The sequence below is a fragment of the Aquirufa sp. 5-AUSEE-100C1 genome (assembly GCF_054558655.1).
This window is the reverse complement of sequence record NZ_JBPXKO010000001.1, coordinates 461,104-477,642: the sequence shown is the minus strand read 5'-3', so window position 1 is coordinate 477,642 and position 16,539 is coordinate 461,104. Positions and strand designations below refer to the sequence as shown.

The following is a 16,539-nucleotide window of genomic DNA, read 5'->3' as shown; positions in this document are numbered from 1 at the left end:
TTTGTAATTTCTGTGCTACGCTGTTTCTTAAAATTGTAATAATTTCACTGCGTTCACTCCAATAAAGTTGGGGATGATTTTATCCGCTTGATTGAGTGTTTCTGCATCACCAATGCCGATAGCTTTCATATTGCCAGCCTTGGCTGCTTCTACCCCTGCTTGGGCATCTTCAAATACAATACAAAGCTCTGGGTTTAAGCCTAATCCCTCTGCGCCCTTCAAGAACACTTCCGGATCTGGTTTGCTTTTGCTTACTTTATTTCCATCGATGATTAAGTCGAACCATTCTAGTAACCCCGTCTTTTGAAGGATGATTTCCGCATTTTTACTCGCTGAACCCAAGGCAATCTGATAACCTTGTTCTTTAATTTGTGTCAGAAATTCGACTACTCCGGGAAGAATTTCACTTGGATTCATGTTGGAGATTAAACGCAAGTATTCTTCGTTTTTCTCGACAAGCCATTCGGACTTTTCGGCTTCAGTGGCTGAATAGTTTGCCCAAGCTAAAATTTTGTTCAAAGATTCTACACGGGAAACCCCTTTTAATTGTTCGTTTTGTTCTTCCGTTAATTCGTAGTTGAATTTCTTTCCAAGATTTTTCCAAGCTTGAAAGTGATAAATGGCTGTATCGACGAGAACTCCGTCTAAATCAAAGAGGCATGCCTTGTAATTCATGAGGTAAATTTTAGCTTTTCTTTAGTAAATGAAGCATCAAAATTATTACATTTACGGATGCCAAGAAAGCCTTTTTTGCTGTGCTAGGCTGTTTATTTTCAATTATGCGCAATTTACGTCTTACTGTTATTTTTCTTTTCGCGATGCTTGTTTCATCGCGTCTATTGTTTTCCCAATCGCCTATGTCTGTTAAAGCTACTTCTGAAAAATTCGTGGTCTATCAAATGATGTTTCACCTTTGGGGAAATAAACAGACGGAATTAATTAGAAATGGTTCTTATGTTCAAAATGGTGTAACCAAGTTTAAGGATGTTTCTGATGTTGCCTTAAAAGCGCTACATAATAAAGGGATTACCCATTTGTATGCAACTGGATTGATTGAGCATGCGACCATGGAGGACTTTACAGCTTATGGATCCCCGTTGGATCACCCCTCAGTCGTAAAGGGGCGTGCGGGTTCTCCTTTTGCAATCAAGGATTATTACGATGTCAATCCCTTTTTGGCGGATAATCCTGCGAAACGTATGGATGAATTCAAAGCGATGCTTAAGCGTATTCATGCCAATGGACTTCAGTTGATCATTGATTTTGTCCCCAATCATTTAGCAAGACAATATCAATCGGACATGAAACCAAAGGGAGTGGTGGATTTTGGGGTGAATGACCGACAAGATGTTGCGTTTGATGTTAATAACAATTTCTATTATTTACCTGGTACGAAATTTTCGGTACCCGAAGGAGTTCATCCCCCCGTGCCTGTGACGATACCTTATACAGAGGTTCCTGCAAAAGTGAGTGGGAATAATGTTTTTTCATCTCAGCCCTCTATTCACGACTGGTTTGAAACGGTTAAATTGAATTATGGAATTGATTTCCAACGGAACAATGAAACTCATTTTGATCCGATACCTAATACATGGATTAAAATGCATCAGGTTTTGGCTTATTGGACGGAATTGGGGGTTGATGGTTTCCGTTGCGATATGGCAGAAATGGTTCCTGTGGAGTTTTGGACCTATGCGATTGGACAAGTTAAAGTACAGAATCCCAAGATAATTTTTATCGCAGAAATCTACCAACCAGATAAATACCGGGATTATATATTTAAAGGTGGTTTTGATTACCTTTATGATAAGGTGGGATTATACGATGGTGTTCGCCGCTTGATGGAGCAAAAACCCGCGGGTAATTGTGCGGATATCACGAAGGTATGGCAACATGAGTCGGGTGATTTTGCGAACCACATGCTGCGTTTTTTAGAGAATCATGATGAACATCGTTTAAATACGCCAGCTTTTGCAGCAAATAATTTTTGGTCGACGATACCAGGAATGATGATTACGGCTGCCTTGCATGATGGTCCTTTGATGATTTACATGGGACAAGAATTTGGGGAAAAGGCGAACGAAATTGAAGGATATAATGAAGCGGATGATCGAAGCTCGATGTTTGATTTTTGGCGAGTGGAAACGCATCAGCGTTGGATGAACGGAGGTAAGTTTGATGGTGGTCAATTAAGTGCTGAGGAGAAGCAGATTGATGCCTTCTATCAAGATTTGATTAAGCGTGTTACAAAATCAGAGGCAATTTCGAAAGGGGCATTTTTTGATTTGCAATATGCCCAAACGGAAGCATATCCGCATCAAAAGGTTTATTCGTTTATTCGATATACTCCAAAGGAGCGTTTATTGATCGTATGTAATTTTGATTCACAAAATGAGCATCAGTTTAATATTCAAATTCCCCAACTAGCTGTGGAGATGATGGGTGTTAAGCAAATTAACCCTCAATTAGTACATGCCTATTTACCGCCTCATGGGGCTGAGAAAGCGCAAGTATTAGGAAATAAAGTCGTTATCCCTGCCAATAGTGCATTAATCATTCAATTATAATTTATGAAAAGCTTTACTAAACCTCGATTGTCGCTAGCCCAAATCTTTAACATGAGTGTAGGCTTCTTGGGAATTCAATTTGGCTTTGCGTTGCAAAATGGGAATGCCTCGCGTATTCTCCAAAGTTTTGGTGCGGACGTTGAACAGTTATCTTGGTTTTGGTTAGCCGCTCCACTTACCGGAATGATTGTGCAGCCTATTATAGGTTTTTATTCTGATCGAACATGGAACTGGCTAGGTCGTAGAAAACCATTTTTTTTAACGGGTGCCATTTTAGCAGCCTCAGCCCTATTCTTTTTTCCACATGCCGGCGCATTAGCCGGATTTATGCCACCCGTGATTGTCGGGGCTAGTATTATGATGATGATGGATGCATCATTCAATGTTTCGATGGAACCCTTTCGCGCATTAGTAGCGGATAATCTTTCTGAGGAGCAAAATACCTTGGGCTTCTCGATTCAAACATTTTTGATTGGAATTGGAGCGGTAGCAGGTTCTTGGTTACCTTATATTTTGGGTGAATGGGCCGGTATAGCCAAAGATGCGGCTCCGGGTCAAATTCCAGATAATGTTACCTATTCGTTTTATGTCGGTGGAACCGTGTTTTTATTGGCCATTCTATGGACGATTATTTCAACGAAGGAATATTCGCCTACGGAACGTGAGGCGATGGGATTTGAGGAAGATGGACAAGATGATACCTTGTTTTCCTTATTTCGATACATCAAAGAGATGCCATTTACCATGCGCCAATTAGGGGTGGTACAATTCTTTTCTTGGTTTGGTTTATTTATGATGTGGGTATTCTCGACACCTGCTATTGCGCATCACGTATTTAACGTGGCTTCAGATGATCACAGTTCATCGGGTTTTCAAGATGCGGGTAATTGGGTTGGAATAATGTTTGGTGTTTACAGTGCCGTTTCAGCTGTTTATGCAGTTTTTTTACCTCAAATAGCTAATAAGATTGGGAATAAGGCGACGCATGCTATTTCATTGTTGGCCGGTGGAGTTGGTCTTATTTCGATCTATTTTATTAATGATCAATACTTATTAATCGCAAGTATGGTGGGAGTTGGCATGGCTTGGGCGAGTATTTTGGCGATGCCATATGCTATTTTATCAGGTTCTATCCCTTTAGCCAAAATGGGGGTTTATATGGGTATATTTAATTTCTTTATCACGATTCCTCAAATTGTCAGCAGTATAATTGGTGGCCCTATCGTAAAACATGTTTTTGGCGGGGAGTCTATTTACGCGATTTTGACGGCCGGCGTTTTCCTATTAATGGCAGCGACAAGTGTTTTATGGATCAAAGAAAAATAGTTTTATCCTTTCTTTTTTTAGCTAGCTTTTGCGCTTTGGGTCAAAGGTCAGCTAATGATGATTTTGTTGTTATCGCGAAAAAGTTTTTAGGTCGACCCTATCGAGGCCACATGCTTTCATCTGGAAATCCGGAGCATTTAATAACTTCTCAAGAGGCTTTTGATTGCGTCACTTTTATTGAGCATAGTTTAGCCATCAAAATTTCAAATGGCGATTCTAGCAAATGGTTTAGCGCTTTGAAGCATGTTCGTTATGCAGGGGATTCTGTTCAATTTGAAAAGAGGTATCATTATTTTTCGGATGCGATGCGATACTTGGGTTATGCCTTGATTCAAGATCCTAAACACCATTCCATTGCTACAAAAGACTTTAGCTTTCTATCTAATTATCTTAAAGATAAGGGAGATAAGACTGTGAATATAGGTTTATTGGCCATGCGGGAAGGCCAACTGAAATCCAGAAAATTTGAATATACTTCAGTGAAGGATTTACCTTATCTATTACCGTTGATTCAAGATGGTGATTTGATTGGGCTCGTAGGAAAAAATGATCATATAGACTTTCTTCATACAGCCATAGCGATTAAGAAAGGTACTCAAGTACATCTTTTGCATGCTTCGCAGGAGAAAAAGATGGTAATTGTTTCGGATGAAACATTGACAGATTACCTTAAATTCCATCGGCAATTTATTGGTATTACTGTATTTAGACCTAAATTTAGTATATGAAAAAATACGACTTTGATCGGGTTGTCGATCGTAAAAATACCTTCAGCTTTAAATGGGATAATGTAAGCTATGGCGATCGGGATGTTTTACCAATGCCTGTTGCTGACATGGATTTTCCAGTTGCCGAGGAGATTTTAGAGGCATTAGAAAAAATCACTGACCATCAAATTTTAGGCTATTCGATTGTTCCTGATGAATTACGAGTTGAAGCGCAAAAAAAGATTGCTCGTGATTATGGTTGGGAAACTGAACAAGATTGGCAGGTATGGATACCTGGTATTGTACCGGGAATTACAGCAGCCTGTGCGGCATTCAGCTCTCCCAATGACGGGATATTAACCGCAGTTCCTGTTTATCATCCATTTCATTTAGTAGCAGGTTGGCTTGGACATCCGCTTCATACCTTCCCTATGATTGAAGAGTCGGGACGTTGGACCTTTGATTTTGTGGCATTTGAAGAAGCGCTCAAGCAAGGTCCTAAGGTTTTCTTGTTCTGTAATCCCCATAATCCTGGAGGAACCGTATTTACAAGCGATGAGATTAAGCAGATTAAATCATTATGTCAGCAATACGATTGTATGATTATATCCGACGAAATTCATGCTGATTTGATTATCGATTCCAAGGTTAAACATCAAACGATTCAGTCGGAGATTTCATTCTTCGCTACATCTAAAGCTTACAATACCGCTGGTTTAGGAGGTGCTGTAGCTATTATTCCTGATCCTGCAATTCGTTTGGAGTTTCAAAAGAAGACTTTTGGATATTTTCCGATGCTTTCACGTCATAGCATTGAGGTAATGTTAGCTACTTATCGGATGCCCTCGACATGGATGGATAATCTCCTACCCTTTTTGCGTGATAACCATGCGTATTTATTGACTCGGATGAATCAATTGCCAGGTATCAAAATGTTGCCCTTGGAGGCTACCTATTTAGCTTGGATTGAATTTGATGCAACCATGCATGGGGATTTCCAAAAGCGATTATTTGAGGCCGGATTGCATGTGCTACGTGGCGATCAATTTTTAGGAGGGAATTTTATCCGACTTAATTTCGCATGTCCACGTGCTTCTTTGGATAAAGCAATCGAAATCATTGAAAAAGTAGTTCATGAGGCTCGTTAAATTTATCGTTCTTATTTGTTTTATCGTATCCTTGGGGGCAATATTCTATTATGTCCAAAAGTTAGACGATGAATCCGTGGCGGTTAATTTAAATGATCAACTAGTTGTTTCATCACAAGGGAACTCATTGGCCCGACAAGTGGATGTAGATACCCATTCAGTAAAATCTACTTCGACGATTTCTACTCTCTTTCAAGATTATGAAGCTAGAATGAGTGGAGATAGTTTGTTATTCGTGAAAGGTAATTCCATTGTATTCAAGGAAGCTTTATTTAAAATAGATGTTAGGCAGATTCTTTTATCTGATTTAAATGAAAATGATGCTCCTGAATGTTGGGTAATAGGACTTAATTCGAATAAGTCTACAACTATTCGCGCCTACGAATATCATTCGGGACATATCAATCGAATAAATTTTCCTAAATTGAAGGGTAGTCAAGCGTTTGGATATGTAGGTTCGGATTCGCTATTCTTTGATAAAACGGGTATCGTTCGTCAGTTTAATTATGAAAATGACCCTTATGCGGATTTATCAAGTGGAAAACGAGCTTGTTATTACCAATTTGGCAAAGACCAAAGTTTTATACTAAAGAAAACCTTAGACCTAGAATAAATATGAAAACGAATTTACGTTCACAACAATGGTTTGGAAAAACCGGTAAAGATGGATTTATCTATCGTGCTTGGATGAAAAATCAAGGTATTCCTGATGATTATTTTCAAGGTAAGCCAGTGATTGGAATTTGCAACACTTGGTCAGAATTAACACCTTGTAATGCGCATTTTCGTGAATTAGCTGAATTCGTCAAAAAGGGTATCATTGAGGCCGGTGGTTTCCCGGTAGAATTTCCCGTGATGTCTTTAGGTGAAACCTTGATTAAACCTACCGCCATGTTATACCGTAATTTGGCGAGTATGGATGTGGAGGAATCGATTCGTGCCAACCCCATTGATGGGGTTGTTTTAATGTGTGGTTGCGATAAGACCACTCCCTCCCTCGTTATGGGGGCATGTTCCGTCGATTTACCTACGTTGGTTATTTCTGGAGGTCCAATGATGAAAGGAAAATTTAAGGGAAAAGAAATTGGGACATCCGATGTTTGGCGATTTGCCGAAGCCTACAAATTAGGTGAATTATCTCAAAAGGAATTTATTGAAGCAGAAGCTTGTATGGCTCGTACGCCTGGGCATTGTGCGGTGATGGGTACTGCGTCAACTATGGCAACGATGGTTGAAGCCTTAGGATTAAGTTTACCTCAAAATGCAGCAATTCCTGCCGCAGATGTTCGTCGTAAGGTATTGGCCCAACATTCAGGAAGAAGAATTGTGGAGATGGTGAATGAGGACCTAAAAATGTCTAAGGTATTAACGCGTCAAGCTTTTGAAAATGCGATTCGAGTGAATGCAGCGACTGGTGGGTCAACAAATTTCGTAATTCACCTATTGGCAATCGCGGGTCGTATTGGCGTTGACTTGCATTTAGATGATTTTGATAAGTTCTCCTTGAATATTCCGTTGTTGGCTAATATCCAACCATCTGGAGCGCATTTCATGGAGGATTTGTATTATGCCGGTGGTTTGCCTGCTTTGATGAATCAAATGAAGGAACATTTGCATACATCAAGTATTACGGTAAATGGAAAGACCGTCGGTGAGAATATTACGGATACCCCTATTTACGATCCGAATATCATTTCGAGTTTTGATGAGCCATTTAAACCTGATTCGGGTATAGCGGTTGTACGTGGAAATTTAGCACCTCAGGGAGCTGTTTTAAAGCCTTCAGCAGCATCACCGGAACTTTTTAAGCACCGCGGAAAAGCAGTTGTTTTTGAAAATATTGAAGATTACCATGCACGCATTGATACGCCTGAATTGGAAATTGATGAAACTTCGGTCATGGTCCTAAAAAATGTAGGACCCAAAGGTTATCCAGGTATGGCGGAAGTAGGCAATATGGGAATACCAAAAAAACTTTTGGAAAAAGGTGTCAAGGACATGGTGCGTATTTCGGATGGACGGATGAGTGGTACGGGTTTCGGTACCGTAATCTTGCACATATCGCCGGAATCGGCCGCCGGAGGACCGTTGAATTGGGTTCAAAATGGTGATTTTATCAGCTTAGATGTGGAGAGCCGGTCTATTCATTGGGAAGTTAGTGAGGAGGAATTGGCTAAGCGAAAAATTGAGCAACCCTTCACGCCTCCTTCCATGCCACGGGGCTATGTAGGTTTATTTATTGATCATGTGGAACAAGCAGACCAAGGAGCCGATTTCGATTTTCTAAAAGGTGGTTCAGGTTCTGTTGTAACGAGAGATTCCCACTAATGAAAAAATATGTCATTACCGGGGCTGGCCAAGGAATTGGCTTTGAATTGGTCAAACGCATGTTGGCCCAAGGTAACTTTGTCATTTGGAATGATGTGGATGAGCAGGTTTTTAATCAGGCTAAGTCCCATTTAAATTCAGCTGGTTTACATCAATTCATTGGAATTGTTGCGGATGCCTCTTCGGACGCTTTCCGTACAGAATTACTGAAGGTAATCGAATCGAGTCCCGGTGACTTGGCCGGGGTAATTTGTAATGCAGGGATTACGACTTTCGGGGATTTTTGGAATTATTCACAGGCGTCCATGGAACAGATTCTTCGTATAAACATAACGGGAACCTTTTTCTTAACACAGTTAATCGCGCGCTATTTAAAAGAAAATCAACTATCCGGGTCGATTGTCATTATGTCATCGGTCACAGGACATCAGGCTCATCCCGATTTGGCAGCCTACGGTATGACAAAAGCAGCATTAAATCAATTGGTTAAGAATTTGGTGATTGATTTATCGCCTTATCAAATACGAATCAATGCGGTTTCTCCGGGTGCGACCATTACGGAGAGAACATTGCAAAATACAGAGTATCAGTCAGATTGGGCTGCCATTACCCCATTAGGGAAAGCCGCTGAGGTTAGCGACATCGCTTCTACTTGTCTGTTCTTCTTGTCGGAGGAAGCCAAGCATATTACCGGCCAAACCTTGGTCGTAGACGGCGGTTGGACCTCCATCAGTCCTCCTCCCCAGCATTAAGCCCAGGCGCGCTCTAGAAAATTTAACCAATTTTGGTGACAGATTTTTTTAATATCGTCGCTCGAAAAGCCTCTTTGGTGTAATAAATCAGGTATTTTCTGTAGATCAGCTATTGTTTCAAGGTCAGCCGGACATTGCTCTTTTCCGAAGCCACCATCTAAATCGGTTCCCAATCCTACATGATTCGTATTTCCGGCTAATTCGCAGATATGCGTTAGGTGATCAATCATAGTATTCAAGGTTACGCCCATCGATTGGGGTGTCGATTTTCCTCTTTCCCAACCCGGAACCATCATCCAAGCGTCTAATGGCATTCCGATTACCGCACCGCGATTGATTAAAAGCTTGAATTGCTCGTCGGAAAATTGGCGATTGTGGTTTACGAGGGCTCGACAATTGTGATGACTTGCCCAAACAGGCCCATCGAAATGCTCCATGGCTTCATCAAAGCTATCATCGCAAAGGTGTGTTGCATCCAAGATGATGTTTAATTCCTTCATTTTTCGCAATAAATCTCGCCCCTGTGGCCCCAGTCTTCCCGTTGCGTTTGTTCCTTGTGCATACCTGCCTGGGCCGTAATGGGCTGGGCCAAGCGCACGTAAGCCATATTCATGGGCAATTTCTAAGTATTCCAACGAGACGATTGAATCTGCACCTTCCAAGCTAAGTATGTAACCAATGGTATGTTGGTCGGTAGGCCATGTATTCAAATGCTGGTAGAGTTCTGGGAGATTATGTATAGGACGAAGGTCGCCACTTCGTTCCAATGCCTTGTAATAGGCTAATTGGCCTTGGGTTTGTGCCCAGGCTTGTTCTGGGGAATGCCAACCGGGTAATGGATTATTTCGGTCAACATACCGTGCAATTTGCGTAGCTACCACTAATCCAATATTCCCTTTTCGTAATTCTTCTAAAGAGACTGTGGCAAGGCCTCGATCGGGTTTATCCGTTAAATGTTTTTCACGCGCATTAATCTCTTGAATGGATGATCGCAAATCGCGGTTCCATTCCAAGGCATTCATGCTTAAATCTAAATGTGCGTCGATTAAAAACATTTATACAGTGATTTTACGATTTCTGGCAATTACATCCCAATGTGATCCATCGGCTAATTGAAGGTATTGATGCAATGCAACCGTTGGACAGATGTGATATGGATACATGCGAACGACATCCCCTATTTTAAAGGTTGAACTATCCCCTACCTCTACAATGCCATGTTCTTCACTCTGGCTCATTAATTTCCAATCTGGATGATCAATGAATTGTAATCGGTTATCAATACCATTTTCTGGTGCGATGGATTTATGTCCTACATCGATCGATATGGTATGGTTCGTAGGAATAGAAATGATACGTCCAATAACTTGAACGGCTAACTCTAGACTATTCTCAGGATACAGTTTGGCATAACCCGTATCAAAAAAGACGAAGGTACCTGGGCTACAAACGTATTGGGGATTCGAATGATGCACTAAAAAGCTGGGTGTTCCGCCAACTACGAGTTCTAGATTTGATGAGATATTTTTCCGCAATTCATGAAAAGTGACAAAATCGGTCTCAACGTGCTCTTTTCGATCCGCTAAATTCAAATCCCGGATATGACCATCATAGGCATGTAATCCAGCCAATTTAAGATTGGCAGATTGTTGAATGTATTCGATTAAAGGTAAAGCGTCTTCCGATTTAATACCTGTTCGATTCATTCCCATGTTTAAATCCACAAAAACGCGTTGGGAACTTGCAACTGAATTCAAATTATTGGCTGCTTCGATATCATCCAATAAACAAGCAAATGAGGTTTTAGGGAATTTTTCAACTAATTCGATAAAACGAGCAAGTGTTGTTCCTGTAGGTTGCATGGATAGCAACACATCTTTGGCCTTGTCTAATGCCAAAAGCTCTGCCTCTGCGATGGTCGCTGCTTTAAACTTATAAACACCGGCGGCCATCAATAATTGGTTGACCTCGCGTGTTTTATGCGTCTTAATATGAGGTCTTAATCGGTTGGGATCGTTATCTACTTGATTCAACACCCACTGGATGTTCTTTTTGACGATGTCAGGATTAACCAATAATCCCGGACTTTCAATACGATCAAAATTTATCATAATGCTCGATCTAAATGTACATAGCCCCCATCCACATGAATGAGTTGGCCTGTCGTGTGACTCGATTTTGGTGATAACAAAAATGCAACCATCGCTCCTAATTCATCTGCGGTTGTCATTCGTTGGCCCAATGGAATTTTAGATTCAATTTCGGCTAATTTCTCTTTGGGATTAGGAAGCGTTTGTATCCATTTTTCATAGAGAGGTGTATAGCATTCTGCCACGATGACTGCGTTTACCCGAATGTTATGAGGCAGCAACTCGACGGCCCATTCGCGCGTCAATGCATTTCTTCCTCCATTGGCGGCTGCATACGCTGAAGTCCCACCCTGACCTGTTTCCGCAGTTTTAGAGCCGATATTTACGATAGCGCCTTTCGATTTGATGAGGTAAGGTAAACAAGCTTGAGTAACTAGGTAATAATGAACTAAATTGGCATGCAAGGATTGCATAAAGCGCTCATAATTTCCATTGGCTAATCCAACTCCGTCATTCACACCGGCGTTATTGACTAGTCCATCGATTCGACCAAAAGTTTTAACGACTTCTTCTACCACACGCGTACACTCACATGGATTTGTTAATTCGGCCACAAAGGAAAATGCCTGTCCTCCCGTCGCCTGAATCAATTCGATACAGGCTTGATTATCTGCTTCGTTTCGACCCACGATGGCCACCATGGCAGATTCCAAACCTAAAGCTTGGCTAATTCCTGCACCGATGCCTTTAGCACCTCCCGTAACGATGATTACTTTTTCTTTGAGTCCTAAGTTCATATTAATCCAATGCGTAAAAGTGCTGACAATTTAATTCGTTGATCTTTTTTTGCTCGTTTTGACTTAATTCGGATAAAGCATCTTGACAGACCTTGATCCAGGTAGCTAAATCAGAGGCCAACTTTAGAACAGGATAATCTGTTCCAAACATGAGTCGGTCTGTCCCAAATACCTCCAATGCAACTTCGATGACTTCTTTCATTTGCTCTGAGGTCCATGTTGACCAATCTGCCTCAGTCACCAATCCTGAAATTTTGGCATAAACATAATCCAATTCTTTGAAGGATTGAAGACTTTGCTTCCATGCCTTCAAATCTCCTGATTTGATCGGAGGTTTGGCTAAATGATCAAGCACAATTTTTTGTTCGAGACCTCGGCAAAATTGGATACCAGCCTCTAGTTGATGAGGAAGGATTAATAAATCATAGGTAAAGTCAAACGCATCGAGTGCTTTTACCCCTTTTTGAAATTCGGGTCTCTGTAGAAAATGGATGTCTTTTTCAGCTTGAACGATATGTCTAAACCCTTTCAATGTTTCAAATTGTGAAAAATAGGCTAAGCGGTCCTCAATATTAGTTTGCTGTAAGTCCACCCAACCCACAACACCTTGAATGAAATCAGATTGCTCTGCTAATGCCAATAGAAACAAAGTTTCCTCCTCGGAAGAGGATGCTTGTACCGCGACACAGGCTTCTATTCCCAACGAATTGAAATGAGCGGAATCGGGATAGAAATCCTTTTGAATTGCCGACATATCTGCCGTTATCCACGTATCTCTTTCCAGATCGTAATTCCAAAAGTGTTGGTGTGAATCAATCATTTTGAATATGCAATGGCTTCTTGTCTTTGTTCTCCTAATCCATCCATCCCTAGCGTAACCACATCACCTGCTTGTAAGTAGATTGGTGGCTTAAATCCTAATCCTACCCCATGTGGTGTTCCCGTAGAGATAACATCACCGGGAAGTAGTGTCATGAATTGAGAAATGTATGATACTACCTGAGGGACATTGAAAATCAATTGATCCGTATTTGATGTTTGAAAACGCTTTCCATTGACATCCAACCACATATTAAGGTTATGTACATCGGCAATCTCATCCTTGGTTACCAAGGTGGGCCCCAAAGGAGCAAATGTATCACAGCCTTTGCCCTTCGACCAGTTTCCACCACGTTCTAGTTGGTATTCTCTTTCCGAATAATCATTGTGTAAACAATAGCCCGCTACATAATCATATGCCTCATCTTCGGAAACGTATTGTGCTTTTTTGCCTATAACAATGGCTAATTCTACCTCCCAGTCGGTCTTCGTAGATCCTTTCGGTATCATAACCTGATCATATGGACCGCACAAAGCTGTTGTACTCTTAAAGAATAAGATGGGTTCTGAAGGTATTTCTGCACCCGTCTCCCGCGCATGGTCGGCATAGTTTAGACCAACACATATAATCTTGGAGGGACGGGCCACACAAGAACCGATTCGAGAAGGTGCCTTGATTTCAGTCAAATCCTGATTTGCGATAATTTGCGCTAACTTATCTAAACCGCCACCCGCAAAGAAGGCTTCATTGTAATCACTTACGTAATTCGAAACGTCAAAATACTTACCATCGATTAGGATAGCCGGCTTCTCCTGTTCAAATGCTCCAATTCTTATTAATTGCATGTACTATAAAGTTTTGATGGTTTCCCACATCGTTTCAGCTAGAAATTGATTTCCAGCTTCCGTTAAATGAACACGATCCGTTGTCAAAATTCCGGATGCTTTGTTTTCAATGTTATTCTTTTGTTCATATGCCATAAATGCCTTGCGTAAATCGATCAACTTGCATTGATTATCGGTTGCGATTTTACGAATGATGTTGGCATAAGCATTTAAGTCACCATCGTTCTCATTGGTGTTATCAAACTTTTCGCCAATTACCGTAGGTGTACATATAACTACTTGTATATTAGACTTTTGTAACCTTTTGATTAAAGCGTTGTAGAATCTTTCGAACTTATCAGCATCGGTTCCTGTACGTGAAGTAGTTTTATGCCAAACATCATTAATGCCCACGTAAATGATTACGATATTGGGTTTCTTGGCGATAACATCATCTTCATGACGTAAGTATAGGTCATAAATTTTATTTCCTCCGATACCGGCTCCAATTAATTCATATTTACTAGCTAGACCTAATGACCCAAGCATTTCGGCCATTTTGGTGATATAGCCTGTTTTGTTTACCCCTGCTTGCGTAATGGAATCGCCAAAGAATACGATTCTTGTAGGGTTTTCTAATGTTTTATATGAGGTTAAACTCATACTTACTAATAAGATAATGCTAAAAATTTTCGTTTTCATAGGTTTTAGTTGTTTAAATAGATAAATCCACCATCGATCGGATAATCACAACCTGTAATGAAGGCTGCCTCATCCGAACATAAATATAATGCTAAATTGGCAATTTCATTAGGTTTTGCCATCCGACCTAGTGGCTGGGTTTTGGATAATTTTTTAAACATCTCTGCTTGGTTATCGGGATAGTTTTTTGCCAAAAATCCATCGACAAAGGGCGTATGCACGCGACCTGGAGATATGCAATTGCAACGGATGCCGTGTGAAATATAGTCTTTCGCGACTGATTGCGTCATGGAGCGAATAGCTCCTTTCGTCATGGAATATCCGAAACGGTCGGGAATGCCTACGGAAGCCGCCACGGAGGCCATGTTTAAAATAACTCCCGATTTCTGTTTAACCATAAAAGGAATAAAGGCCAACATACAATGATAGGCGCCTTTTACGTTTACATCAAAAATTCGTTGGAAATCAGCTGGGCTCGTTTTTTCCAAATTTCCAATTTGAGGTATGCCGGCATTATTGATTAATATATCGACCGGTGAAATACGTGTAGCAATTTGTTCTACGATTTCAAACTGCGTGATATCGGCTTGATGGTAGTTGATTTTGAGATTGGCATCTTGACCAGGTGCGGATAAATCAATGACATGTACCTCAGCCCCCTGCGATTGAAATAAATCGGCAATGGACTCTCCTATTCCGGAATTTCCTCCTGTTACGACGACTTTTTTACCTTTTAATGAAAATAGCATAATTTCTTTAGTTAGGAGACGCGATGTATCGCGTCTCTACATATTTTATTCCAGGTGTCTAACGTCTAGCGTCAAATGTCTACAATGAAACCCCTCTTCTCCAGAACATAAAATCATCTTGTCCTAGGTCCATGGCTTTGGTAGTAATTTCTCCGGAAGCCAATTGGATGATATATTCCAAAACCTCTTCTCCCATTTCTTCCACAGTTTTTTCTCCACGAATAATCGGACCACAATCGATATCAATGATTTCTGGGAGTTTCTCGGCCAAACGGGTATTTGTCGACAATTTTACCATTGGACTAATCGGATTACCTGTAGGTGTTCCTAATCCCGTCGTAAATAATTGAACGGTAGCTCCCGCTCCTGCCATACCCGTGGTGGCTAGTACGTCATTTCCAGGCGTACAAACTAAGTTTAAGCCATTTTTAGTGGCATATTGGCCATAGCCTAAGGCATCTACAATCGGGCTAGAACCTGCCTTTTTTGCAGCTCCGGCTGATTTGATAGCATCCGTGATTAACCCATCCTTGATATTTCCGGGTGAAGGATTCATGTCGAAGCCGGCGCCAACTGCTGCCGCACGTTTGGCATATTCGCGCATCATTTTTCCGAAATTATCGGCTACCTCCGCATTAACGGATCGATTTTGTAATTCTTGCTCTACACCACACAATTCAGGAAATTCTGCAATCATGACGGTACCTCCTAGTCCTACTAATAAGTCGGCGGTGTGACCAATGGCCGGATTGGCTGAAATTCCAGAGAAACCATCCGACCCTCCACATTTAACACCTAAACGCAATGCCGAAAGTGGTGCGGGTTTCCGTTCAATTTTATTGATTTCAATTAATCCTTCAAAGGTTTTTAGGACAACTTCGTTCAACAATTGCTCCACACCACTACCCTCATCTTGCTGTTGCTCAAAGAAATGAATTGGCTTACTGAAATTAGCATCTTTTACCCTTAACTTCTCTTTAAATACCTCAATTTGTGAATGTTGGCATCCAAGACTTAATACGGTTATTCCTCCCACATTCGGATTAACACAATAACCGGCCAACAAAGCGCATAGGTTCATCGAATCATCCTTATTTTCCCCACAACCACTTTCATGAGTTAAGAATTTAATTCCATCGACATTCGGGAAGAGTGGACTTTTGGCAATAATCGCTTCCGACGAACTGATACCGAGGCTTAATTTTTCGCCCGACTCAAACTGTTGGCGCAAACGAATGACTTGTTGGGTCACTGAATCATTTTTCTGAAAGCCCAAACCCTGCACAAACGCATTCTTTAATAGTTCGATATTGCGATTTTCGCAGAATACGAGTGGGATGACCAACCAATAATTTTGCGTACCCACTTGACCATCTGCGCGGTGGTAACCATTAAATGTCCGGTTCTTAAATTTGCTTACATCAGGACTAGACCAAGTATAGTCTTTTTGCTTACCCACAAAATCCTGTGAAGCGTGGTGTAAATTAAATGTATGAATTAAACCACCCTTTGGTATATCTTGGCTTGCATGCCCAACCAATACGCCGTACATATAGGCGTTGCTATCTTTGGCAATGGCTTCGGTGGTAAATTTGTGTTTGGCAGCAATGTCGTCTTGAAGCGTAATTTGATTGCCATCATGCTCAATGACAGTACCAGCTTTCAAATCTTGAAGCGCTACTAATAAGTTATCGGATGGGTTGATTTGTAAAAAAGAACGGGACATATG

16 protein-coding genes are annotated in these 16,539 nt (G+C 41.0%); 7 read left to right on the top strand and 9 right to left on the bottom strand.

Annotated features, from left to right (window positions below; genetic code table 11):
- Positions 1–27 precede the first annotated feature (27 nt).
- Positions 28–675 (bottom strand): beta-phosphoglucomutase, encoded by a 648-nt coding sequence (gene pgmB, locus ACMH5P_RS02130; protein ID WP_459492663.1) that lies wholly within the window; start codon positions 673–675, stop codon positions 28–30.
- 182 nt (positions 676–857) lie between these two features.
- Between pgmB and ACMH5P_RS02125 the strand changes: the two genes are divergently transcribed.
- From ACMH5P_RS02125 to ACMH5P_RS02095, 7 genes are read left to right on the top strand one after another with little or no spacing between them, the layout of a single operon-like run.
- Positions 858–2,567: an alpha-amylase family glycosyl hydrolase gene (locus tag ACMH5P_RS02125; protein ID WP_459492662.1), complete on the top strand. Its 1,710-nt coding sequence runs from the start codon at positions 858–860 to the stop codon at positions 2,565–2,567.
- Positions 2,568–2,618: 51 nt separating this feature from the next.
- Complete coding sequence (locus ACMH5P_RS02120; protein WP_459492661.1) at positions 2,619–3,893, top strand: MFS transporter; 1,275 nt, start codon at positions 2,619–2,621, stop codon at positions 3,891–3,893.
- Positions 3,875–4,621 (top strand): N-acetylmuramoyl-L-alanine amidase-like domain-containing protein, encoded by a 747-nt coding sequence (locus ACMH5P_RS02115; protein ID WP_459492660.1) that lies wholly within the window; start codon positions 3,875–3,877, stop codon positions 4,619–4,621. The genes ACMH5P_RS02120 and ACMH5P_RS02115 overlap by 19 nt, the downstream gene beginning before the upstream one ends.
- Positions 4,618–5,748, top strand: a complete 1,131-nt coding sequence (locus tag ACMH5P_RS02110) for a MalY/PatB family protein (RefSeq protein ID WP_459492659.1) — start codon at positions 4,618–4,620, stop codon at positions 5,746–5,748. Before ACMH5P_RS02115 ends, ACMH5P_RS02110 begins: the two co-directional genes overlap by 4 nt.
- Positions 5,735–6,361 carry a hypothetical protein gene (locus tag ACMH5P_RS02105; protein ID WP_459492658.1) on the top strand — a complete coding sequence of 209 codons (627 nt, stop codon included), beginning with the start codon at positions 5,735–5,737 and terminating at the stop codon, positions 6,359–6,361. Before ACMH5P_RS02110 ends, ACMH5P_RS02105 begins: the two co-directional genes overlap by 14 nt.
- A gap of 2 nt (positions 6,362–6,363) precedes the next feature.
- Positions 6,364–8,076: an IlvD/Edd family dehydratase gene (locus tag ACMH5P_RS02100; RefSeq protein ID WP_459492657.1), complete on the top strand. Its 1,713-nt coding sequence runs from the start codon at positions 6,364–6,366 to the stop codon at positions 8,074–8,076.
- Positions 8,076–8,828 (top strand): SDR family NAD(P)-dependent oxidoreductase, encoded by a 753-nt coding sequence (locus ACMH5P_RS02095; RefSeq protein ID WP_459492656.1) that lies wholly within the window; start codon positions 8,076–8,078, stop codon positions 8,826–8,828. Before ACMH5P_RS02100 ends, ACMH5P_RS02095 begins: the two co-directional genes overlap by 1 nt.
- Here ACMH5P_RS02095 and ACMH5P_RS02090 read toward each other — a convergent pair.
- The 8 genes from ACMH5P_RS02090 to ACMH5P_RS02055 all read right to left on the bottom strand — a co-directional run bounded on the left by ACMH5P_RS02090 (position 8,825) and on the right by ACMH5P_RS02055 (position 16,536).
- Positions 8,825–9,883 carry a dipeptidase gene (locus tag ACMH5P_RS02090; protein ID WP_459492655.1) on the bottom strand — a complete coding sequence of 353 codons (1,059 nt, stop codon included), beginning with the start codon at positions 9,881–9,883 and terminating at the stop codon, positions 8,825–8,827. The two genes, ACMH5P_RS02095 and ACMH5P_RS02090, sit on opposite strands and share 4 nt — an antisense overlap.
- The gene (locus ACMH5P_RS02085; RefSeq protein ID WP_459492654.1) at positions 9,884–10,939 is read right to left on the bottom strand and encodes an alanine racemase; all 1,056 of its coding nucleotides are present in this window, start codon (positions 10,937–10,939) and stop codon (positions 9,884–9,886) included. It lies immediately after the preceding gene.
- A complete protein-coding gene (locus tag ACMH5P_RS02080; protein ID WP_459492653.1) occupies positions 10,936–11,715 on the bottom strand; it encodes an L-fucose dehydrogenase in 780 nt (259 codons plus the stop codon). Before ACMH5P_RS02080 ends, ACMH5P_RS02085 begins: the two co-directional genes overlap by 4 nt.
- 1 nt (position 11,716) lies before the next feature.
- Positions 11,717–12,535 (bottom strand): amidohydrolase family protein, encoded by an 819-nt coding sequence (locus ACMH5P_RS02075; RefSeq protein ID WP_459492652.1) that lies wholly within the window; start codon positions 12,533–12,535, stop codon positions 11,717–11,719.
- Complete coding sequence (locus ACMH5P_RS02070) at positions 12,532–13,380, bottom strand: fumarylacetoacetate hydrolase family protein (RefSeq protein ID WP_459492651.1); 849 nt, start codon at positions 13,378–13,380, stop codon at positions 12,532–12,534. Before ACMH5P_RS02070 ends, ACMH5P_RS02075 begins: the two co-directional genes overlap by 4 nt.
- 3 nt (positions 13,381–13,383) lie before the next feature.
- The gene (locus tag ACMH5P_RS02065; RefSeq protein WP_459492650.1) at positions 13,384–14,061 is read right to left on the bottom strand and encodes an SGNH/GDSL hydrolase family protein; all 678 of its coding nucleotides are present in this window, start codon (positions 14,059–14,061) and stop codon (positions 13,384–13,386) included.
- 5 nt (positions 14,062–14,066) lie between these two features.
- The gene (locus tag ACMH5P_RS02060) at positions 14,067–14,810 is read right to left on the bottom strand and encodes an SDR family NAD(P)-dependent oxidoreductase (RefSeq protein WP_459492649.1); all 744 of its coding nucleotides are present in this window, start codon (positions 14,808–14,810) and stop codon (positions 14,067–14,069) included.
- A 79-nt stretch (positions 14,811–14,889) separates the two neighbouring features.
- Positions 14,890–16,536, bottom strand: coding sequence for a UxaA family hydrolase (locus ACMH5P_RS02055; RefSeq protein ID WP_459492648.1), 1,647 nt, complete (start codon positions 16,534–16,536; stop codon positions 14,890–14,892).
- Positions 16,537–16,539 lie beyond the last annotated feature (3 nt).

Coding starts and splice junctions, on each gene's coding strand:
- ACMH5P_RS02095 (WP_459492656.1), top strand. CDS start 8,076: ATGAAAAAATATGTCATTACCGGGGCTGGCCAAGGAATTGGCTTTGAA.
- ACMH5P_RS02090 (WP_459492655.1), bottom strand. CDS start 9,883: ATGTTTTTAATCGACGCACATTTAGATTTAAGCATGAATGCCTTGGAA.
- ACMH5P_RS02075 (WP_459492652.1), bottom strand. CDS start 12,535: ATGATTGATTCACACCAACACTTTTGGAATTACGATCTGGAAAGAGAT.
- ACMH5P_RS02105 (WP_459492658.1), top strand. CDS start 5,735: ATGAGGCTCGTTAAATTTATCGTTCTTATTTGTTTTATCGTATCCTTG.
- pgmB (WP_459492663.1), bottom strand. CDS start 675: ATGAATTACAAGGCATGCCTCTTTGATTTAGACGGAGTTCTCGTCGAT.
- ACMH5P_RS02120 (WP_459492661.1), top strand. CDS start 2,619: ATGAGTGTAGGCTTCTTGGGAATTCAATTTGGCTTTGCGTTGCAAAAT.
- ACMH5P_RS02110 (WP_459492659.1), top strand. CDS start 4,618: ATGAAAAAATACGACTTTGATCGGGTTGTCGATCGTAAAAATACCTTC.
- ACMH5P_RS02080 (WP_459492653.1), bottom strand. CDS start 11,715: ATGAACTTAGGACTCAAAGAAAAAGTAATCATCGTTACGGGAGGTGCT.
- ACMH5P_RS02070 (WP_459492651.1), bottom strand. CDS start 13,380: ATGCAATTAATAAGAATTGGAGCATTTGAACAGGAGAAGCCGGCTATC.
- ACMH5P_RS02125 (WP_459492662.1), top strand. CDS start 858: ATGTCTGTTAAAGCTACTTCTGAAAAATTCGTGGTCTATCAAATGATG.
- ACMH5P_RS02100 (WP_459492657.1), top strand. CDS start 6,364: ATGAAAACGAATTTACGTTCACAACAATGGTTTGGAAAAACCGGTAAA.
- ACMH5P_RS02085 (WP_459492654.1), bottom strand. CDS start 10,939: ATGATAAATTTTGATCGTATTGAAAGTCCGGGATTATTGGTTAATCCT.
- ACMH5P_RS02115 (WP_459492660.1), top strand. CDS start 3,875: ATGGATCAAAGAAAAATAGTTTTATCCTTTCTTTTTTTAGCTAGCTTT.
- ACMH5P_RS02065 (WP_459492650.1), bottom strand. CDS start 14,061: ATGAAAACGAAAATTTTTAGCATTATCTTATTAGTAAGTATGAGTTTA.
- ACMH5P_RS02055 (WP_459492648.1), bottom strand. CDS start 16,536: ATGTCCCGTTCTTTTTTACAAATCAACCCATCCGATAACTTATTAGTA.
- ACMH5P_RS02060 (WP_459492649.1), bottom strand. CDS start 14,810: ATGCTATTTTCATTAAAAGGTAAAAAAGTCGTCGTAACAGGAGGAAAT.